General features: G+C 70.0%; 14 protein-coding genes. 10 read left to right on the plus strand and 4 right to left on the minus strand.

Annotation, left to right across the window (positions count from 1 at the left end; all coding sequences use genetic code 11):
* The first annotated feature begins 12 nt into the window (after positions 1-12).
* On the plus strand, positions 13-831 hold the full coding sequence (locus LXT23_RS31830; RefSeq protein ID WP_253984134.1) for a helix-turn-helix domain-containing protein: 819 nt from the start codon (positions 13-15) through the stop codon (positions 829-831).
* Between the two features lie 65 nt (positions 832-896).
* Here LXT23_RS31830 and LXT23_RS31835 read toward each other — a convergent pair whose 3' ends face one another.
* Positions 897-3,266 (minus strand): CARDB domain-containing protein, encoded by a 2,370-nt coding sequence (locus LXT23_RS31835; protein ID WP_253984135.1) that lies wholly within the window; start codon positions 3,264-3,266, stop codon positions 897-899.
* 99 nt (positions 3,267-3,365) lie between these two features.
* The gene (locus LXT23_RS31840; protein ID WP_253984136.1) at positions 3,366-4,514 is read right to left on the minus strand and encodes an alpha/beta hydrolase; all 1,149 of its coding nucleotides are present in this window, start codon (positions 4,512-4,514) and stop codon (positions 3,366-3,368) included.
* Positions 4,515-4,612: 98 nt separating this feature from the next.
* On the opposite strand from LXT23_RS31840, the gene LXT23_RS31845 reads away from it, so the two are divergent.
* The gene (locus LXT23_RS31845; protein ID WP_253984137.1) at positions 4,613-4,948 is read left to right on the plus strand and encodes a hypothetical protein; all 336 of its coding nucleotides are present in this window, start codon (positions 4,613-4,615) and stop codon (positions 4,946-4,948) included.
* Positions 4,949-5,076: 128 nt separating this feature from the next.
* On the opposite strand, the gene LXT23_RS31850 is transcribed toward LXT23_RS31845, so the two are convergent.
* Positions 5,077-5,742, minus strand: coding sequence for a single stranded DNA-binding domain-containing protein (locus LXT23_RS31850; RefSeq protein ID WP_253984138.1), 666 nt, complete (start codon positions 5,740-5,742; stop codon positions 5,077-5,079).
* A gap of 1,367 nt (positions 5,743-7,109) precedes the next feature.
* On the opposite strand from LXT23_RS31850, the gene LXT23_RS31855 reads away from it, so the two are divergent.
* Positions 7,110-7,670 (plus strand): hypothetical protein, encoded by a 561-nt coding sequence (locus LXT23_RS31855; RefSeq protein WP_253984139.1) that lies wholly within the window; start codon positions 7,110-7,112, stop codon positions 7,668-7,670.
* 57 nt (positions 7,671-7,727) lie between these two features.
* Here the strand turns inward: LXT23_RS31855 and LXT23_RS31860 are convergent, their stop codons facing one another.
* Entirely contained in the window at positions 7,728-9,014 is a 1,287-nt protein-coding gene (locus LXT23_RS31860; protein ID WP_253984140.1) for a hypothetical protein, read from the minus strand.
* 170 nt (positions 9,015-9,184) lie between these two features.
* Between LXT23_RS31860 and LXT23_RS31865 the strand changes: the two genes are divergently transcribed.
* The 7 genes from LXT23_RS31865 to LXT23_RS31890 all read left to right on the plus strand — a co-directional run bounded on the left by LXT23_RS31865 (position 9,185) and on the right by LXT23_RS31890 (position 20,180).
* A complete protein-coding gene (locus tag LXT23_RS31865) occupies positions 9,185-10,648 on the plus strand; it encodes a chondroitinase-B domain-containing protein (RefSeq protein WP_253984141.1) in 1,464 nt (487 codons plus the stop codon).
* 173 nt (positions 10,649-10,821) lie between these two features.
* Positions 10,822-13,866, plus strand: a complete 3,045-nt coding sequence (locus LXT23_RS31870; protein WP_253984142.1) for an ELWxxDGT repeat protein — start codon at positions 10,822-10,824, stop codon at positions 13,864-13,866.
* 428 nt (positions 13,867-14,294) lie between these two features.
* Positions 14,295-14,567, plus strand: a complete 273-nt coding sequence (locus LXT23_RS31875; RefSeq protein ID WP_253984143.1) for a hypothetical protein — start codon at positions 14,295-14,297, stop codon at positions 14,565-14,567.
* A gap of 103 nt (positions 14,568-14,670) precedes the next feature.
* A complete protein-coding gene (locus LXT23_RS31880) occupies positions 14,671-15,534 on the plus strand; it encodes a hypothetical protein (protein WP_253984144.1) in 864 nt (287 codons plus the stop codon).
* 130 nt (positions 15,535-15,664) lie between these two features.
* Positions 15,665-16,033: a hypothetical protein gene (locus LXT23_RS31885; RefSeq protein WP_253984145.1), complete on the plus strand. Its 369-nt coding sequence runs from the start codon at positions 15,665-15,667 to the stop codon at positions 16,031-16,033.
* Positions 16,034-16,423: 390 nt separating this feature from the next.
* Positions 16,424-16,549, plus strand: coding sequence for a hypothetical protein (locus tag LXT23_RS49805; protein ID WP_256561364.1), 126 nt, complete (start codon positions 16,424-16,426; stop codon positions 16,547-16,549).
* A 109-nt stretch (positions 16,550-16,658) separates the two neighbouring features.
* Entirely contained in the window at positions 16,659-20,180 is a 3,522-nt protein-coding gene (locus LXT23_RS31890; RefSeq protein WP_253984146.1) for a di-heme oxidoredictase family protein, read from the plus strand.
* The last annotated feature ends 52 nt before the right edge of the window (positions 20,181-20,232 follow it).

The following is a 20,232-nucleotide window of genomic DNA, read 5'->3' on the forward strand; positions in this document are numbered from 1 at the left end:
GGCGATTCCGTCATGCACTTCGGAGCCACCCTCCGCCTGCTGCGCGTCGACGCGGGCCTCTCGCTGAGAGACCTGGCGCGCCGCATCGGCGTGTCCGGCGCCTATCTCAGCCGCGTGGAGAACGGCCTGGACGCGGTGCCCACCCCCGAGCGCCTGTCGGCCATTGCCCGGGAGCTGGACGTGCCGCCGACGCTGCTGGTGGACGTGGCGCACCGGGTGAATCCCTTCGTGGCCAGCTACCTGGAGCAGGAGCCGGGGGCGCGAGCCCTGGTGCTGGACCTGGCACGGCGGCAGCTCACCGGCGCTCAGCTGGCGCGCCTGCGTGAGCTCATCGACCGGGAGTTCGCGCCGCCCGCCGCGCGGAAGGAGGCGCAGTCGCTGCCCCTGGCGCCCCTGCTGGCCCCGGAGCGCATCGTGCTGGGCCTGTCCTGCTCGGGCCTGGAGGACGCGCTGGATGTCGCGGCGGGGCGCCTGGCGGCGATGAATCCCGACGTGAGCGCCTCGTCGCTGGCGGCACGGCTGCGGCAGCGGGAGGAGGAGGTGCCCAGCGCGGTGGGCAATGGCGTCGCCGTGCCCCATGCTTTCGTGAGTGGCTGGGCGCCCCAGGCGGCGGCGCTGGTGACGCTCGCGAGCCCGCTGCGCACGGAGACTCCGGACGGCTTGCCCCTGCGCCTGCTGGTGGTGCTCGTGGGCACCGCGGGCCGGGCGCACCTGATGCGGCTTGCGCACGTCGCGAGGCTGGCCAGCGACGGGCTCGTGGACCAGCTGGGCGAGGCGCGCAGCTCCCAGGAGGTGCTGGAGCGGATTGGCGAGCTCGACGCGCTCGCGTGAGACACCCGGGCGGAGGACCGGCTCCGTGATGAGCCGGCCGCCCGCCCGGGGACTTCAGGCGCTGCTCAGTAGGCGAAGGTGATGCGCGTGCCGGTCCGGCTGTTGTTGTCGTCGATGAGCTCGGGCAGGTGGCCGAACGGGTCCACGACGGCGCCCAGGTACATCGCGCCGGTTCCCGGGCCGGAGGCCTGGAGGGACTGCGTCAGGCACTCGCCCGGCGCGAGGGTGGGGGTGAAGAAGTAGCCCGCGGGCTGGTCGGAGGGCGTGCCCGGCGTCATGGGCGGGGTGATGACCGTGTCCTCCGACAGGTACAGCTCCACGTGGGCGCCGCCCGGCTGCGTGCCCTGGTTGCACACGCGGATGTTGGCGGTGAACGGCTGGCCGGGCGGGACGCTCGCGGGCGCCGTCGCCGAGGCCACCACGAAGTCAGGCCGGTCTCCCACGCCGATGCGGCTGCCGGCCTTCGTGTTGTTGTCCACGAAGAACTCGGGCGCCTGGTTCTGCGGATTCACCGCGGCGCCCAGGTAGTACGCGCCCTCCGGGAGCATGCCGCTCGCGAAGCCCTCGACGGTCACCGTCTGGCACGCGCCCGGGGCGAGGAACTCCGAGAACGCACGGCCCACGAACGCATCCGTCGATGGCTGGGACGGCGTGTTCGGGCTGATGACCGTGTCCGCCGACAGGTACAGCTCCACGGGCGTCATCTCGGCCCGGGTGCCCTGGTTGCACACGCGGACGCTGGCGGCGAGCCACTGGCCCTGCTGGATGCTGGCGGGGCCCGTCACCGACTGCACCACGAAGTCAGGCCGGTCGCCCACGCCGATGCGGCTGCCCGCCTTCGTGTTGTTGGTCTCGACGAACTCGGGGACGGTGTTGGCGCGGTCCACGATGGCGCCCACGAAGTACGTGCCCTCCTGGAAGGGGCCCGGCGTCCCGGTGACGGTGGCGTCCTGGCACTCGCCCGGGGCGAGCACGCCGAGGCTCGCCATGCCCAGCGGCGCGTCGGCCGGAGTGATGGCGGAGTCCGGGGAGAGGAACACGTCCGCCTGGGTGCTGCCCGACGGGGTGGTGCCCTGGTTGCACACCTGGACGGTGGCGGTGAGCGGCTGGCCCGAGGAGATGCTCGTGGGAGCCGTCACGGACGAGACGACGAGGTCGGGGCGGCTGCCCACGCCCACCGGGGCGCTCAGCCGCGTGTTGTTGTCATCGATGAGCTCGGGGATGAAGCCGGCCGGGTCCACGATGGCGCCGAGGTAGTACGCGCCTTCGGGGACGCCCCCCGGGGTGCCCGTGAAGGTCAGGGTCCGGCAGGCGCCGGGCGCGAGGGCGCCGGTGTCCTGGCCGCCCAGGCGCACGTCCGTCAGGGGATTGGGGGGCACGTGGGGCGTGATGACGGTGTCCGCCGTCAGGTACAGCTCGACGGGAGCGCCGCCGGGGTCCGTGCCCTGGTTGCACACCTTGACGGTACCGGTCAGCGGCTGGCCCGGGGCGATGCTCGTGGGGCCCGTGACGGACGTCACCACGAAGTCAGCGCCTCGTCCCACGCCGATGCGGCTGCCGGCCCTGGCGTTGTTGTCGTCGTTGAGCTCGAGCACCGCACCCGCCGGGTCCACGATGGCGCCGAGGTAGTACGCCCCGTCACGCGGCAGCTGCGCCGTCACGTTCAGCGACTCCGTCTTGCACTGGCCCGGAGCGAGCGAGCCCACGGGCAGCTCGCCCAGCGCGCGGTCCGACGCGGGCGTGACGGGCTGGTCCGGGGTGATGATCGCGTCCGCGGACAGGTACAGCTTCACGGACGTCGAGCCCGGCTCGGTGCCGGGATTGCACACCGTCACCGTGGCCGGGAACGACTGGCCCTGGGGGGTGGAGGCGGGCCCCGTCACCGACGACACGATGAAGTCGGGCCGCCTCCCCACGCCGATAGGGCTTCCCGCGCGGGTGTTGTTGCTCCGGTCGGACTCGAAGGCGCCATTCCGGGGATTCACGATGGCACCCAGGTGGTACGCCCCCTGGATGTTGACGGAGGCCCGCGCATTCACCGTTCGCGTCTTGCATTGCCCGGGGGCCAGCGACTCCGGAGGGAGCTCCGCCACCATGACGTCCGAGAGGGGCGTGAGAGGCACGGCCGGTGAGATGACCCTGTCCGCTGACAGGTACAGCTCCACGGGGGCGCTGCCCGGCTCCGTGCCCTGATTGCACACCGTCACCGTGGCGTCGAACCACTCGCTGTCGCGGACACTCGCGGGGCCCGTGACGGACGACACCACGAAGTCGGGCCCGGGGAGCGCGGCCGTCGCGAGCGCGCTCTGCTCGGTGTGGGGGATGTTGGAGGAGGTTTCGGGTTCACTACCGACAGGGCTCTCACCGCATGCGGCCAACGTCATCAATGCCGCGAGCCCCGTGACACAACCTGCGCCTGCACTTCTGGAGTTCATGCACGTCTCCTCGCGGGATCCTCCGGCCAAGGCCCCGTTCGAGTGTCGCTACTGACGTGCAGGTGCAGTTGATATTCAGGTGCAGATGAAAGATTCGACCTAGCGGGACTCGTGCCTGCGGACGGGCACGTGCTGGTCCAGGAAGCGGCCCACCCAGGCCTGGGCGAGCTGACGGCCGAAGCCGCCATCCCAGATGTCGAAGCCGTGCTCCGCATACGGCAGGGTGTGGAGCCCGTGAGGCACACCCGCCTGGGAGAGCCGCTCGGCCAGCACCCGCGAGGCCTGGAGCGGCACCACGCTGTCGGCCTCGCCGTGGAGCAGGAGCGTGGGCGGGGCTCCGGGGCCGACGTGGGTGAGCGGCGAGAGCAGCTCGTACAGCTCACGGTTGCCCTCCAGAGGCACGCCCGTGAAGCCCTCGAGCGTCTCACCGAAGCGCGAGGCATAGGAGACGAGGTCGCTGGGCGCGTAGAAGCTGATGAGCGCCTTCACCGACGTGTCGCCGGGAGCGCAGGAGGACGGCAGGCGAGGGTGGCCCGCCGCGTAGCCCACCAGCGTCGCGAGGTGCCCGCCCGCGGACTCGCCGAAGAGGACGAGCCGGTCCGGGTCGATGCCGAGGCTGGCGGCGTGGTCCTTGACCCAGCGGATGCCACACTGGACGTCTCCCGGCGCCTTCAGGCCGGTGGCAGGCGGGAAGAGCCGGTAGTCGAGGGCGATGAGCGCGTAGCCCCGGGCGTTGAGGAAGCCGGCCCAGGCACGCGCATAGCGGCGCTCTCCGCCGCGCCAGCCACCCCCATGGAGGTAGAGCACGGCGGGGCGGGGCGCGGTGGCCTCGTCCTCGGGGAGGAAGAGGTCGGCATGCAGGTCGCGTCCCTCGACGGTGGCATAGCGCTCCGTCCGGCTCGGCTGCGGGCGGTCTCCCACCAGGGGGCGGAAGTACTCGCGGAGGCTGAGCGGGACTCCGGCCTCGCGCGCCATCCGCCAGGCCGAAGCGGCGGGCCACACGGCGAGGAAGAAGACGAGGAGCGCGCAGAGGCCCGACGCCCAGCGCAGCCATCCCCAGGCTCCGGCTTGAGCCACCCAGACCGAGACCAGCGCCGTCAGCAGCGCTGGCAGCAGCAGCACGAGGCTGTACTCCCGCAGGATGCCCTTGAGCAGGTGGACGAGCGGGGGCACCCCGAAGGGCGCGAAGAAGATGGCCGCGAGCAGCAGGCAGCCCACGACGTGCAGCAGCGCCAGGAAGGTCGGCATGCGGTGGAGGACCCGGAGAGGGGCGCCGCAGCGTACTGCCTGGAGCGTCTGTCAGGCTGTCACTTCTCAGGCCAGGGACGCGGCATACTGGGTCCGACATGAATCGATGGAAGCTGGCCTTTTTCGGAGTGCTGGGGCTCTGGGTGATGACGCTGGTCGTCGGGGCCTATGCGACGGTGGACGCGGGCGTCACCACGGCCTACATGGGCGAGGGCTATGCCGACTGCGTGGCGCACCGCGACTGGCTCGACGCGATACTGCGTGGCCGGGTGACGCGGGCGGAGGTGAAGGCCGCCCGCCCGAAGGTGACGCGAACCCTGGATGAGCACAGCTACGCGCTGGAGCCCGGCGACGTGCGCGTGCGCTTTGACACGAGCGGCCGCTACGCCTCCTCCCAGTTCGGCGCGAGCACGACGCCAGGCTACGCGGAGTAGCCTGGGGCCCACCCTCATGCTGGGCGAGGGCGCCGGCGCCGCCTCGCGCAACAGCCTGGGCACGGCGGTCTTCGGCGGCATGCGGGTGTCCACCGTCGTCAACCTCGTCTTCACCCGCGCGGGAGTGCTCAAGGGGACGGGAGGATGCGGATGTCCTCCTGGAACACGGGGTCCACTTCGTACTCGCCGAGGAACTCTCCGCTGAAGCCCTGGATGACGACGCGCTGGCCCTGCTCCAGTTCGCTCACGTCGATGCCCGTGCCGGTATTGACGAACACGAAGGTGGGGCCGGTGCCATCATCCACCGCGAACTTGAACCCGAAGGGGGCGTCATCCTCGATTTCGCTGACGATGGTGCCCTTGATGCGGACGAGGCGGCCCTCGGTCTCCTCGCTCACCTCGCCCGTCTTCACGGGGTGGGGTGGGGGCACGTTCGCCTCGCCCAGCACCTCGATGGAGGTCGGATCGACGCTGAGCACCTGCCCGAAGGAGTTGGTCAGCGTGCCCGTCACCTGGACCACCTGGCCGACCTGGATGTCCGCGTCGAGCGAGTCGAGGATGTAGATGCCGACCTTCCCGTCCTGGATGGCGAAGCCGTTGTCATTGGGGAAGAAGGCTCCGGTGAATGAAGTCGCCACGCCCACCACCGTCACGGTGCTGCCCAGGGGCTGCTGACGCGCCTCGGCGATGGAGTTGAGCGGGGCCTTCGCGACGACCGCGCCTGGAGCAGCAACGAGCGTCACCGCGAGCAGCGCGGCCAGCCCGACCTTCCACTGCGTCCGTACCGTGAACATAGGGACTTCCTGGTTCTGCTTCCCGAAGGAAGCGGTGAGCGCCCGATTCAATGGCGCGTCAACCCTTGTACGCCCCTGCTCGTGCGCGCGCAGTCAGACTGCGGTCGCAGTACCCGTACATCGGCACAGAGACTCTGACTTCTTCGACATGTGGAATAGCCCTCTGCTCGAACGCACACTGAGTTGCCCTCGCCTGCACATGCGCAGGCGGCGCGCAAAGTGGCTCACGCGAGCGAGGCTTTGCGTTGCCCCCGAGCTCGACGGTGTGGGCGAAGGTCAATATTGATGTCGGCGCGCCGGAACGCCTCAGCGCCAAATGTCGCAGCCGGTGCGGGGGGCTCGTGGCCGTGTCGGGACGAGCTCGCATCCCTGGGCCTCCATTGGGTGAGCGCTGATGCGTTCGGGCGCCGCGGGCCCACACGGCCGCGGTCCCCATCCACCCCACGGAGGTAGTCCCCATGCTGCGTTTCGCCACGAAGCTGCTCCCGCTGTCCCTTCTCACCCTGTCCCTGGCCGCTGCCGGTTGTGGCGGCGCCGAGCCCTCCCAGGAGGCCGCCGCGGAGGTCCCCGTGCAGCCGGAGGTCTCCACGCCTGCCGAGCAGCACGAGCACGTCGCCTTCGTCAACAACGTGGAGACCGCCCCGGAGCTCAACCGCATCACCATCCACGAGTCCAGCGCAGGCGCTCGGGGTCGTGCAGCACCTGCCAGCCCTTGGGTGACAGCGACAGCAGCTTGTCGGCCGCCAGGCCCGCCAGGGTCCGGTCCACGCTGCGCCGGGCGGCACCAATCGGGGGTGAGCGCCTCCACCGAGGCGGCCCAGGGGCGCCCTTGGAGGACCTCCAGCAAGCTCCAGGCGGGCACGCGTCAGCGGGTGGCAGGTCTCCAGGGGGCGCCAGCTCATGGATGTCTCCCTTCGGTGGGGCTCTCAACGGGTAGAGGCCCGCGCGCCGCTGGCGTCTTGGAAAATGTGCATGGCCCCAGGGAGGACCCCCTCTGGAACAGCGGGGCTCCACAGTCCTGCCAACAGCGCTCCGGCAATTCCTCACACGCGCCTTCCTGCTTGTGAAGCCTTGCAAGGGTGGCAAGGCGAGAGTGGACGGCACACGTGGGGAGACCCTCCAGGAACCAGGGCTCCAGCACGCACTCTCTGTCCATGTTCCTCGGGTGGCCCGATGTGTGCCTTTGGAAGGCGTCGTGGAAACCCCTTGGGCTGACGTTCAACAGAATTGCAACGTGTCTGGATTGCAATCGTTCATGCGCATTGGAAATCCATGAATTGCGCGGTTTGATTTGTAATTCAATTGGGGGCGGTGTTAGTAAGGCATTGGCTTCGGCCAACTCCGCACCATCAACTCAGGAGAAGTCCATGACGAGGAACGTGAAGCGTTTCCTGGCTGTCTCGCTGCTGTCCCTCACGCCGTCGATTGCGTTCGCCGGGCAGGTCGAGTTCGGGTTCCCCGACCTCCTCTCCCAGCGTGACGAGTACGTCAGCCTCCGTGAGGAGGCGGTCCAGGTTCCGGTGCGGCGTGGGCCCGCGGTGCAGTCCATTGGCCCCGCCCTGGAGAACCTGCTCGTCCTCAACCAGACCGGCCTCAACATCTCCCTGGGCCTCCAGGTCCTGACGGGGACGCTCAACGGCGTGTTCAATCCCTACCCTGTGCCCACCGCCAACTACGGCGGGTTCCAGGTCAGCGCCCCCGCCCCCGCCCCGCTGATCGCCCAGCAGTACTACTGGACGGTCGACCCGGCGAATCCGGCCGGCGCGAAGACGTGCGTCTGGCGGGTGGAGGTCAGCGACGTTGGCGGCAGCTGCGCGGCGCAGGTCTTCTCCGGCACCTACGGCGGCGCCAGCTGCACCGTCGACGCGGTCAATTCCTTCATCGACCCGACCACCTGCCAGACGCAGATCGTCACCATCATCCAGTGAGCCGAGCCGCGCGCCGCCCGCGGCCTTCCGTGAGGCCGCTGGCGGCGCGTGAAGCGCTCAGGGTTCCCCGGAGCTGGCGGTCTTGGGCGCCCTGGGGGCGGCGGTGACGGAGGAGAGCAGGGCCCGGCGGGCCGCCGCGAGCTGGCGGCGGTCCGCGTCGTTCGGGGCTCGCGTGAAGGCAGCGCGCGCCGGGACGAGGAAGCTGTTCAGCGCCTTGCCCTTCGGCAGGGCCTGCTCCAGCTCGCGCATCACCGTCTCCAGGGTGAGTCTCCACACGAGCGGGTCCTCGGCGTAGGGCCCTTCGAGCAGGAGCTCCACGAAGGCGAGCGGCTGGGCCACGCGCCGGTCTCTCCGGTCGGGCTCGTAGGGGTCCTTCTCGTCCCCCACGGCCTCCAGGTAGGCGACGAGGTCCTTCCGCTCGTCCGCGGTGAGCCCGATGCCGAGCAGCTTGTCGACCTCCACGACGGCCTCCGGAAGGGTCCGCGCCCGCGCGTCGTGGAGGTACGGCGGCGTGGAGACGAGCCCCAGGAGCGTGGGAGTCTCGTAGCGGTCGTTCCGGGGGCCGAGCGTGTGCACGCGGCCATCCGTGAAGCCCTGGCCCGGAGGATGGCACGTGGCGCACGCGTCACCGCCGAGCGAGGCGCGCGGGAGGTGGAAGGCGGCCTCGCCCCGGAGGGCGGCCTCGCTGGCGCCGGGCGCGAGCCGTCCGCGCGGGCCGAGCTTCGGGTTGGGCAGCGGGTCGAGCTGGTTCAGGTAGGCAACGAGCGCGTCCAGCAGGTAGTCCGGCACCTCCGGCACGGCGAACTCGACGACGATGACGTTGCGCACCTGCTCGCGCAGGCTGGTGATGCGGCCATCCAGAGGGTAGGGCGCGGTGTGGCGGATGCCGCGCAGCGTGGGGACGACGCGCGCGTTGAGGATGCCGTCATCCCCCGTGGGAGAGAAGTAGGAGACGGTGAGGTCGACACGGCCGGGCACCATGTAGGAGTGCTCGGTGTAGATGATGGGGTTGGTGGCCCCATGCGGGTGGCACGAGTGGCAGGACACGCCCATGCGCACGCTCAGCGGCCCGAGCACGCGCGGCGCATGGAAGAGCATCTCGCCCAGCAGCACGGACCAGGGGGTGCGCCGGCCGCCGTCCGTGTCCCCGGGGATGTTCACCCAGGGGAGGGTGCTCGCGGGGCCCCGGTTTTCGTGCGCGGACTCGAAGCGCAGCGCGCGGCGCGGCACCCGGGGCGGGAGCGGCACCATGGGCCGGCCCTCGAAGGTGACGGGCATCGCCACCAGCTCCTCGAAGGTCTTGGGGAGGGAGGACGCGGGCCCCTCCGAGGAGCCCAGGGCCATGGCGAGCCCCCATGCGAGCACCGGATGCATGACTGCGAGTATGGGGTGTTCCACAAGATGAAGGCCAGGGGGCCCCCTGCGTCCCCATCGTCGCGCCATGGACCGTTATTGTTTCGGAATCCCCGGGTAGCTGGCTAGCCTCCGAGTCCCCCCTCGGAGGAAAGCCCCCCATGCGTCACCTGTCCCTGGCCGTGCTGTTGCTGCTGTCCGGCACCAGTCTCGCGGCACTGAAGAACGTCTCCACGGTATCCCAGCTCCAGTCCGCGCTCGCCTCGGCACAGGCCGGCGACGAGATTGTGCTCGCGGACGGCACGTACGACGTCAGCCAGAACCTGAGCTGTTCCGCGGAGGGCACCGCGGCCCAGCCCATCGTGGTGCGGGCGGCAAACCGGCATGCGGCGCGCATCCGGTTCAACGCGACGGAGGGCTTCAAGGTCTCCGGGCGCTACTGGACCTTCGATGGCCTGGACATCGAGGGTGTGTGCGCGCAGGACAGCACCTGCGAGCACGCCTTCCACGTCACCGGGCACGCGGAGAACTTCACCCTCCGCAACAGCCGGGTCCGGAACTTCAACGCGCAGCTCAAGTCGAATGCGGTCCGGAACACCAGTGGCGTCTACGAGCAGCCGCACCGCGGCCTCATCGAGCACAACGAGGTCTACGACACGCGCGCCCGGAACACGGGCAACCCGGTGACGAAGCTCAACATCGACTCCGGTGACGACTGGGTGGTGCGTGACAACTACCTGCATGACTTCGCCAAGGCGGGCGGCATCTCCTACGGCGCCTTCATGAAGAGCGGCGGCCGCCGGGGCCTCTTCGAGCGCAACCTCGTCATCTGCACGAAGGACGCGCCGGCGGGCGACACGCGCATCGGCCTGTCCTTCGGCGGCGGCGGCACGGGCAACGCGTTCTGCGCGCCGGCGTTCGACGCGAACGTGCCGTGTGATCCGGAGCACTCGGATGGCGTCCTGCGCAACAACGTCATCATCAACTGCTCGGACGTGGCCATCTACCTGAACAAGGCCACGAGGACGCAGGTGCTGTTCAACACCCTCATCGCCACCACGGGCGTGGACTTCCGCTACGCCTCCAGCACCGGCGAGGCGCATGGCAACGTGCTGTCGTCGGTGATTCGCCGCCGTGACTCCGGGAGCTTCACCGCGGGCACGAATCTCGTGGAGGTGACGTCGGCGACGTGGTCCACGTGGTACCAGGCGCCGCTGGCGGGCGACCTGCGCATCAAGGGCAGCGTCTCGCAGCTCATCGGCGCGGCCGCCGCGCGGGCCTCGGTGACGGGGGACTACTGCGGGCGGCCCCGGCCGACGGGGTCGGCCTACAGCCTCGGGGCGCTGGAGCACTCGCTGGGAGATTGCAGCGACGCCGGCACTGGCGGCCCCACGGATGCCGGCACGAGCGGCCCCGACGATGCGGGCACGCCGGTGGACGCGGGCACGGGGACGGGGAGTGACGCCGGGACCACCGGAGGCGATGTGGACGCGGGCCCCAGCCCCAGTCCCAGCGACGAGGACCGGGACGGCGGCGGAGGCTGCGGCGCGGTGCCGGGGCTCGCTGCGGTGCTCGTGGGCTTGCTGCTGCCCATTGCACTGCGGCGCCGTGGCTCGCGGGCGTAGGACCCCTCCACGCGAGCCGGGTCCAGCCCTCCCTGGAAGCTGGGAGCGCGTCGAGCTCACGGTGAAGTCCACCTGGGCTGGCCCGGTACGCGAGGGTGGCGCGAAGCGGAGAGGAAGGGGACGCCGCTGAAGGAGTAGAGTGCGCCGTTTCTACTTCGACAGGAGCGTTTCCCTTGAGAACGACACGCCGGGTCCGGGCACTGCTGGCATGGACATTCGCGGTACTCGTGGGCTGTGGTGACATCGCGGAAGAGGGGGCCGGCGCAGAGGTGGCGCCTCGTGCCGCGCGGACGGAGCTGAACCTGGGCACCCCGGGGGTTCGGGACATCAACACCCGTCCGGTGCGGTTTCCCAACCTCGAGCCCGCGTCCGTGCCGCTCACGAGCACCGTGACGCTCTTCGCGGCGAGCGACGAGCTGCGTGGCTCCGAGCTGTGGCGCAGCGATGGCACCGAGGCGGGCACGTCGCTCGTCAAGGACCTCTCGCCGGGGCTCGCCAGCTCGAAGCCCCGGTTCCTGACGAAGGCCCAGGGCGCGGTCTTCTTCGCGGCCCGCAGCGAGGAGGGCTGGGGAAACCTCGGCACGGAGGCCCTCTGGAAGACCGACGGCACCTCCGCCGGAACGGTCCTGGTGAAGCGCCTGCCCAGGGTCGACGACTCGGACCAGATCGCGGCCATGGCCCAGGCCGGCGGAACGGTGTTCTTCCTCTATGACCAGAATCACGGACCGCAGCTCTGGAAGAGTGATGGCACCGAGGCTGGCACCGTGTTCGTCCAGTCCCTGGGACCTCCCGGGGACCTCAAGCTGCTTGCCGTGGGCAACACCGTGTTCTTCACCGCGAAGGACGCCACGTACAGGCCGGAGCTGTGGAAGCTGGACATGGGGGGCGCCGTGCGCCTCGCGACCTTCCCCTCCAGGCCGAGCTCCTACGCGCTGGAGCTCCTCACCCCCCTGGGGAGCACGCTCTATTTCGCCGCGGACAAGGCGCTGTGGAAGAGCGATGGGACTGCCTCGGGGACTGTCGTCGTGTCCACGCAGGCCTCCCGCATCTCCGAGCTGGTGGCCGTCAACGGCACGCTCTTCTTCGCGTCCGGAGGCGCGCTGTGGAAGAGCGACGGCACGACGACGACCCTGATTCGAAGCTTCGACGGGGGCCTGAGAGGCCTCGCCGCGCACGGCACGGCGCTCTACTTCTCCGCGACGGAGGCCACCTCCGGCAGCGAGCCGTGGACGAGCCAGGGCACGCTCGCGACCACGCGCCTGGTGAAGGAGCTGGTCTCGGGCACGGCGGGCTCGGAGCCCCAGGAGTTCTTCTCCTGGAACGGCGGCGTCTACTTCACCGCCTCGACCTCCGCGGGCACGCGCGGGCTGTGTCGCACCGATGGCACCGCCGCTGGAACCGTGACCCTCAAGAGCTGGGCCGAGGCGGAGATGCCCTGGTTCATCAAGCCCCACCTCCTGACGCCCGTGGGCAGTGCGCTGTTCTTCACCGTGCCGGAGGCCCCCGAGGACCACTTTCCGCAGCTCACCTGGAGGACCACCGGCACGGCCAAGACGACGCGGGAGCTGACGGGCCTGTGGGCGGGCACCCGGAGCTCCCAGGCCCGCACGCAGCCGCTCGCCGTCGTGGGCGACAGCGTCTACTTCATCGCCACCGATGGCACCCCCGGCGAGTCGCTCTGGAGGAGCGATGGGACCGCGGCGGGCAGCTTCCTGCTCAGGACCTACGCGCAGTTGGGGGACGAGTCCCCGACAGCCTCCTGGTCGGGAGCGCTCGGCGTGGGAGGGACCCTGTTCTTCAGGGCGGACGACGGAGTGCATGGTGTCGAGCTCTGGAAGAGTGACGGCACCGCGTTCGGGACCGCCCTCGTGCGCGACATCAACCCGGGGCCGGACGGCTCCTACATCGACTCGTTCGCCGAGCTGGATGGAACCCTGTTCTTCACCGCCTACGACGCCGTCAACGGCACGTCGCTGTGGCGCAGCGATGGGACCGGCGCGGGGACCGTCCTCGTCATGGCGCAAGGCTCCACCGGCGGCGTCAACGAGCTCGCCGTGATGGGAGGCGCGCTCTACTTCTCGACCTCCGCGGACGTGCAGGAGGCCGGCCTGTGGAAGAGCGATGGAACTCCGGGCGGGACGAGTCTGGTGAAGGTTCCGCTGGGGGGCGCCTGGTCCTACCTCCACGACCTCACGCCGGTGAATGGCGCCTTGTACTTCGGCACCGGCGATGGCTACGGCGTGGTGCAGCTCTGGAAGAGCGACGGGACGGCGAGCGGCACGGTCCCCGTCAAGACCGGGTTCGACAGCCTGGAGGAGTTCTATCCAGCAGCCTGGCAGGACTCGCTCTACTTCCTCGCGGACGACGGCCTGCATGGCTACGAGCTGTGGCGGAGCAATGGCACGGCGGCCGGGACGGTCCTCGTCAAGGACATCCTGCCCGGCCCCGGGAGCGGTGCGCCGCACTCCCTGACGCGCGTGGGCGGGCAGCTGGTCTTCGCGGCGAATGACGTGCTCCACGGTTGGGAGCTGTGGCGCACGAACGGCACGGAGGCGGGAACGGGCCTGCTGGTGGACCTGACGCCGGGGCCGGGCACCGGCTTGAGCCTCACGGAGGGAGACTTCGCCCAGTTCCTGGGCGTGGAGGACCGCGGGGTGGCGCTCTTCCCCGGGGTGGACGCGGCGGGCGGCGCGGAGCTGTGGCAGACCGATGGGACCGTGGCGGGGACCTTCCGGCGCGTCGACCTCGTCCCCGGTCCCGGCTCCTCCGACCCCAACTCGATGGCCCGCGTCGGCGACCGGCTCTTCTTCATGGCCGGCGATACGGTGAATGGCCGCGAGCCACGGTTCGTGGCCTTCCCCGCGGACCTGGGCTCGGCCTCGGGCGCCGCCGTGGTCCAGGGCTCCACCTGCACCGCGCTGAGCCAGGTGACGCCCACCTGCACCCAGAACGCGCTGGCGCAGGATGCCTCGTTCTCCTGGACCGCACCCGTCTCGGGGACCTTCGTGTTCACCACGGAGGGGTCCGGCTACGACACGAGCCTCGAGGTGTCGGACCCGGTCTCCGGCGCCTCGCTCGCGTGCAACGACGACACGGGCGAGACGCTCCAGTCCTCCGTGACGGTGAGCGTGTCCGCCGGGCAGACCCTGCTCATCACCGTGGACGGCTACGACACCGAGTGCGGCACGTTCCAGCTCGGCATCCTTCCCTCGCCGTAGGCCCGTGCGCGACGTCTCGGCGAAGCACCGGAGCGTCACGCCACTCCCAGGGTGCGCCCTGCCAGCGCCGAGCTGGCCAGGGCGACGGGGTGCTGAAGCCCGCCGGCCGTGGGGTGGGGGTTTCCGCCGACCAGTCCATGTCGTCCGGATGATAGACCCTGAGCCATGGCCCGCACTGGACCCCGAACCTCCCGCTGCCCCGACTGCAACGCTCCCTTCAAGCTCCAGGCCGGGCAGACGCACTACACCTGCGGCTACTGCGGCATCGCCTTCGATCTCGGGCCCACGCAGGCACGCTCGTCGCTCCCCCCGCCCACGGCCCCCCGGGCAAAGCCCGTGTCCCCGTGGGTCCTGTGGTGGCGGTGTTCCAGAAAGGGAACAGGAAGCCCCTGTGGCACGGCGGCGTCGCCGACATGGATCCCACCCACATGAGGGACACTGCGCCCGGCGTCGCCGAGCTGTCCGGAGACGCCGTGTTCATCGCCTATGAGCTGGAGCAGCCGGGCGGCTTCCACCTCATCCGGCGGGACGCGCGCACCGGCGCCATCCGCTGGGACGTGCCCATTCCCCGCTCCAAGGAGGCCACCGGCCCGTCCGCCCTCTGGGTCCACGGCGGCCGTGTCTACGTGCCGCACTGGGCATGGCTGGACGTGTTCGACGCCGAGACGGGCAACCTCGTCGGCACCCTCGGGCGCTGGTGACGTCAAAGGTGGACGCGGCGTTCTGTCATCCAGGTGGGTCGCATCGGCTGAAAAATCGTCGCAGGTATGGCGGGTTCGCCGCGCTACTGTCTGCTCTATGCGCATGACCCTTCTGATCCTCGGGGCACTGCTGGCCAGCGATGCCGTTGCAGCACCGGTACGGCTGAGAACGCAGATCGAGTGTCTGGCCGAGGAAGTCGAGTGCAAGGCTGTCGAGGCCGCGATGGCTGTGGGGATCAAGGCCGAGCGGCTGGGTTCCGCCGCGGCGGATGCCTACGACTTCGAGCTCCTCGCAAAGGTTCAGCCGGTCGCGGTGTTCTTCGAGCTACGCGATCGCAAAGGTATTCGGCTCATCGCTCACACCGACGTCGCGGAGTATCGCGCCCCGCATGCGGCCTCGGACACGCTCGTGTCGCTGGGCTTTGTCACGTTGCTCTTCGCGCCGCTCGCATACGAGCTCCATCAGCCGACAACGCTGGCGGATCGGTCACGCGCGTGGACCCTGATGACACGGCGGGTGATCCGGCAGGGAATCCGTGGTGGGAAGTCGTACGTTGGCGCGCGTGAGGCGCGCTCCAAGCAGTGGAGGGTGGAGTTCGGCACGCCCGAGGTGCGCCGGAAGCGTGTGCTCGCGGATTACGAGGTGCTCGCCCAGGACTCCGACTTCGAGCTCGCCACGGAGGGCTCCGACGAGGTGCTCGAGGCGACGTACAGTGTGAGCTTGCTGCTGCCGGAGCTCGTATCGTTGCTCGACAGCGCCGAGTCGATCGAGATCGGCGACGGTAAGGCCACCCTGGTGGTTCAGATGATCGAAGGTCGCTTTCACCCGTCATTGCAGGTGCGCGGGAACGCGGCGCTCTCGCGCACGCTACCGAGGTCGAGCAAGCACGTTCCACCGCGCGCTCGCGCCATCAGCCTGCCCGGCGCCACACGCGTCCTGGTGCCGGTGACGCTGCGCCGGCGGTGAGCGCGGTGCCGTGGGCGGTCGCCGTGCCCGGACCGCCGGAGTGGGCCGCTCGTGCGGAACCGACCCTCGCGGCGGACTGTGGGTGGAGAGCCTCACTGACGCTGGCGCGAGGCTTGCTGTTGCTCGGGGCATGGACCTGAACCACACCCTCGCAGCCTCCGTGCTCCTCTTTGCCAGCGTGGTGGGGGCGGACCCGAAGCCGGCCCAGGAGCCGAGGCCCACGGCTGCCGTCGCCTCCGCGTGCGCACAGGTGCCCCTGTTCAAGCGCTACGCCAAGAAGGGCATGGTGGACACTCTGCCAGGGGGACAGGTGCGACTGTCGGTGGTGACGGATGCGCACGGCGCGGACTGCGGCACCCCGGACTGCTACTTCACGAGCGTGAAGGTCGTGTTCCACCTGTCCACGAAGGGGGGCGAATGCCGCGTCCGGGAGGTGGAGGTGTCGACGGAGGAGGGGGGGCTGCATTCCGGAGGACCAGCGCTCGCCGCCCCGACGTGAGTCGTTCTTCACGAAGGATGCCGCGAATCTGGCGGATCCCAAGCTCCAGCGACTGACCCTGCACACGCGCAAGAGAGACCGCGCGCTCGTCATCCTTCCAGACAACGTCTTCTACTTCGAGGGCGTGAAGGCGGGTGCTCCGCTCCACACGACGCTCCAGAGCGGCGCCGAGGGGGAGCCCGAGTGCTGCTGGGGCTCGTCCATCGCGGCGTCGCACTTCCTGGAGGAGGATGCGAAGTAGCGTCCAGGCGGCCACGAAGTCCGCGGTGCCTCGTTGGCGAGAGTCCCACGGCCCCTCATTGAGGAGGGGACGACGCATTGCGCCTTTACGTCGCTGAACCAAAGATGGTTTGTTCGGACGACGAACAAAGTGGTCGGCTGAGGGGAACGTTGCTTCGACCCGTGCGCGGTATCTGCGGCTTCATCCTCATGGCCGGCGCTGAGGTGCTGCACGTCGAGTTCCTCACCACCGCCCCGGGCACTCTCAACGTCGACAACGTGTACTTCCGTCAGTAGCGCAGGGGCTCACATGCACTCGCCACTCTTCAGATTCTGCCTCGTCCTGTGTGCGGTCCTGGCGTGCGAGCCAGCCGATCCGCGGCCGCCGCCAGTGCCAGTGTCGCCAGTGCCAGTGATCGACAGCGCGCTCACCCAGGCGGGTACCGCGGGCGTGACGTTGAGCTACCAGATCACCGCCACGCACTCGCCAACGGCCTACGACGCGAGCAACCTGCCGGCGGGGCTGAACGTGAACCCGATGAGCGGGCTGATCTCGGGCGCGCCGGCCGGGGCGGGCACCACCCGCGCGACGATCAGCGCCACCAACGGCAGCGGCACCGACTCGAAGACGCTGGTCTTCACCATCGCTGAAGCCGGGGCCCCGCCGTCCATCACCAGCCCGCTCACCCACAGCGGAACGGTGGGCACGTCGTTGAGCTACTTCATCACCGCCAGCAACGCCCCCAGTCGCTACACCGCGACGGGGCTGCCACCCGGCCTCGGCGTCAACCCTGCTTCGGGAGAGATCTCAGGCACGCCCACCTCCGCCGGCACAAGCAGTGTGGCCATCAGCGCCACCAACGCCGCCGGTACCGGTTCGAAGACGCTGGTCTTCATCATCGCCGAAGCCGCGGCCCCACCGTCGATCTCCAGCCCGCTCACCCAGAGCGGAACGGTGGGGATGGCGCTGAGCTATTCCATCACCGCCAGCAACGCTCCCAGCAGCTACGCCGCGACGGGGCTGCCGCCCGGCCTCAGCGTCAATCCTGCCTCGGGAGAGATCTCGGGCACGCCCACCGCCGCTGGCACCACCCGCGTGGTCATCAGCGCCACCAACGCCGCCGGCACCGACTCGAAGACGCTGGTCTTCACCATCAACCCGCTGGGAACCAACCTCGCTATCGGCAAGGTGTACTCGGCGTCCAACGCCCAGAACGCCACCAACACGCCCAACAAGGCGTGCGACGGAAACCTCGGCACTCGCTGGGAGAGCACCCCCACCGACCCCGGCTGGCTCTGGGTCGATCTGCTCCAGAGCTACTCGATCTCCACCGTCGTCTTGCGCTGGGAGACGGCCTACGGAAGGGACTACAAGATCCAGCTCTCGGACGACCTGACCACGTGGACCGACGTGGTCACGGTCACCGGCGGCAGCGGGGGAGTCGCCACGCACGCCGTCTCGGGCTCCGGCCGCTACGTACGCATGCATGGCACCGCACGCGGCACCTCGGGTGGCTACTCGTTGTGGGAGCTGGAAGTCTATGGCGCCACCGTGCCGAGCACCCCGGCCGTGCCCGCAGGCCTGGTCGCGACCGCCGACAGCGAGAGCCAGCTCACCGTCTCGTGGAGCGCGGTGCCGGGCGCGACCGGGTATGACCTGCAGCGTGACGGAGTGACTGTCACCGGCGTGACCTCGCCCCACGTACACTCCGGCCTGGCGGCCGGCTCTGCCCACACCTACGCGGTGCGGGCCACCAACGCCGCTGGCGCCAGCGCCTTCAGCGCGAACGTGACGGCGACGACGCACGCCGCGCCTACCGTGCCGGCGGTGCCCACAGGCCTGGTCGCGACCGCCAGCAGCGAGAGTCAGCTCAGCGTCTCGTGGAACGCGGTGCCGGGCGCGACCGGGTATGACCTGCAGCGTGACGGAGTGACTGTCACCGGCGTGACCTCGCCCCACGCGCACTCCGGCCTGGCGACCAGCTCGACCCACACCTACGCGGTGCGGGCCACCAACGCCGCTGGCGCCAGCGCCTTCAGCGAGGCTGTGACGGCGACGACCCTGGCAGCGGGCAGCGGGCCGGTGCCGTTGTTCGACGCCACCACCGTGCTCGAGCCGGCGATGGTCGAGGACACGCCGACCGCCTTGATCACCCGGTTCGGGGACCGGGCGCGCGACCGCCACGCCCGCGAAGCGGAGTTCCACATCTACGACCACTACCTCACGTTCTACTGGGAGCAGCGCACCGCGAAGATCGAGATCGTCGACAAGGTCGCGAAGGGCGGAACTGAAATCGAGTTCAACATCAACCCCGAATGGCCGCTCGAGGCGCCGGAGTTCCGGGCCATCTTCCGCGGCATCACCACCAAGGCCGAGTACTTCTGGAACCTGAGCGCGACCCGGCTCGACCCGCTGCACTACCGCGCCACCATCAGCCACAACCCCAAGGAGAACCGGCCGCTGCGGATCGGGGATCGCATCGAGATCGAAGTCAGCCAGTTCCTCCAGGCTCCGACCAATGGCCGCGCGAACTACTACGGCACCACGGTGCTGTACGTCATTGGCTCGGGCGGCCTCGTGCCCTGGTACGGCCAGGGGCCGGTGCTGCCTTCGGGCGCACAAGACTCGTTTCCCCTGCCGCAGTCGGCGTGGATGGGCGGCCGCGCCACGCTGCCGTACCAGTACTCCAACGAGCCCCTGCACCGGTTCAAGCAGATCGCCGGACACATGTCGGAGAACAGCGTGCAGCCGTTCATGCTCGGCCGCCGCCTGCACCACACCGACTTCGGCGACGGCTCGCACGAAGAGCCCGGCAACCCGAGCTTCACCGCGCAGGCCGGCAAGCTCGGCCCTGCCTTCGTCGCGCGAAGCTGCGTGGCCTGTCACGCGAACAACGGCCGGGCGCTCCCGCCCGACGTCGGTGCCCCGATGCTCGAGTCCGTCGTTCGGGTCGGCGGTGACGCGACCGGGGCCTCGCACCCGAACCTCGGCCGCTACCTGCAGCCGCAGGTCACCTCGGGCGTGGCCGAGGGCAGCGCCTACCTCAGCGGCTACACCACCACGAACGGCACCTACGGCGACGGCACGCCCTATTCATTGCGGAAGCCGAGCTACACGTTCACCGGCGTGGTGCCCTCGTTCTACTCGGTGCGGCTGGCGCCGCAGCTGGTCGGGCTCGGGTTGCTCGAGGCGGTGCGCGAAGACGCGGTGGCCGCGCTCGCCGATCCCAACGACGTGAACGGCGACGGCATCTCTGGGCGCATGCAGGTGGTGATCGACCCGCAGACCGGCGCTCAGCGCCTCGGCCGGCTCGGCTACAAGGCGGGGCAGGCGCGAGTGACCCATCAGCTCGCGAGCGCGCTGGTCAACGACATGGGAGTCACGACGTCGATCTTCCCGAACGTCGACCGTGGCGCGTCACAGTCGGCGCCGGGACCGAGCACCGAGCTGTCCGACGCCGACCTGGCGCTGCTGTACCGCTACATCGCGACGCTCGGTGTCGCCGCGCGCCGGGACCTCACCGACCCGGAGGCCTTGCAGGGCGAGACGCTGTTCACCTCGGCGGGCTGCGCGCAGTGCCACGCACCGACGATGACCACGAGCCCCCATCACCCGCTCGCCGAGCTGCGGGGGCAGACCATCCACCCGTACACCGACCTGCTGCTGCACGACCTGGGACCCGGCCTGGCCGACAACCTGTCCGAGTGGACCGCGTCGGGAGCCGAGTGGCGTACGCCGCCACTGTGGAGCATCGGGCTCACCGCCGGCGTGAGCGGAGGCGAGGCCTATCTGCACGATGGCCGCGCCCGCAGCTTGAGCGAGGCCATCCTCTGGCATGGCGGCGAGGCCGAGGGCTCGAAGGAGGCGTTCCGCACCATGTCCAGCACGGACCGTGCGGCGCTGCTCAAGTTCCTTCAGTCACTCTGAAGACCGCGGCGAGCGGGTGTCGGTGCCGCGCAGTCCTCGGAGACGAGCTCGG

The sequence above is a fragment of the Pyxidicoccus xibeiensis genome (genome assembly GCF_024198175.1).
Classification (GTDB): Bacteria; Myxococcota; Myxococcia; order Myxococcales; family Myxococcaceae; genus Myxococcus; species Myxococcus xibeiensis.

What these genes read in the sequence shown, in the direction of transcription:
- LXT23_RS31830 (WP_253984134.1), top strand. Translation starts at nt 13, where the DNA reads ATGCACTTCGGAGCCACCCTCCGCCTGCTGCGCGTCGACGCGGGCCTC.
- LXT23_RS31835 (WP_253984135.1), bottom strand. Translation starts at nt 3,266, where the DNA reads ATGAACTCCAGAAGTGCAGGCGCAGGTTGTGTCACGGGGCTCGCGGCA.
- LXT23_RS31840 (WP_253984136.1), bottom strand. Translation starts at nt 4,514, where the DNA reads ATGCCGACCTTCCTGGCGCTGCTGCACGTCGTGGGCTGCCTGCTGCTC.
- LXT23_RS31845 (WP_253984137.1), top strand. Translation starts at nt 4,613, where the DNA reads ATGAATCGATGGAAGCTGGCCTTTTTCGGAGTGCTGGGGCTCTGGGTG.
- LXT23_RS31850 (WP_253984138.1), bottom strand. Translation starts at nt 5,742, where the DNA reads ATGTTCACGGTACGGACGCAGTGGAAGGTCGGGCTGGCCGCGCTGCTC.
- LXT23_RS31855 (WP_253984139.1), top strand. Translation starts at nt 7,110, where the DNA reads ATGACGAGGAACGTGAAGCGTTTCCTGGCTGTCTCGCTGCTGTCCCTC.
- LXT23_RS31860 (WP_253984140.1), bottom strand. Translation starts at nt 9,014, where the DNA reads ATGGCCCTGGGCTCCTCGGAGGGGCCCGCGTCCTCCCTCCCCAAGACC.
- LXT23_RS31865 (WP_253984141.1), top strand. Translation starts at nt 9,185, where the DNA reads ATGCGTCACCTGTCCCTGGCCGTGCTGTTGCTGCTGTCCGGCACCAGT.
- LXT23_RS31875 (WP_253984143.1), top strand. Translation starts at nt 14,295, where the DNA reads ATGAGGGACACTGCGCCCGGCGTCGCCGAGCTGTCCGGAGACGCCGTG.
- LXT23_RS31880 (WP_253984144.1), top strand. Translation starts at nt 14,671, where the DNA reads ATGACCCTTCTGATCCTCGGGGCACTGCTGGCCAGCGATGCCGTTGCA.
- LXT23_RS31885 (WP_253984145.1), top strand. Translation starts at nt 15,665, where the DNA reads ATGGACCTGAACCACACCCTCGCAGCCTCCGTGCTCCTCTTTGCCAGC.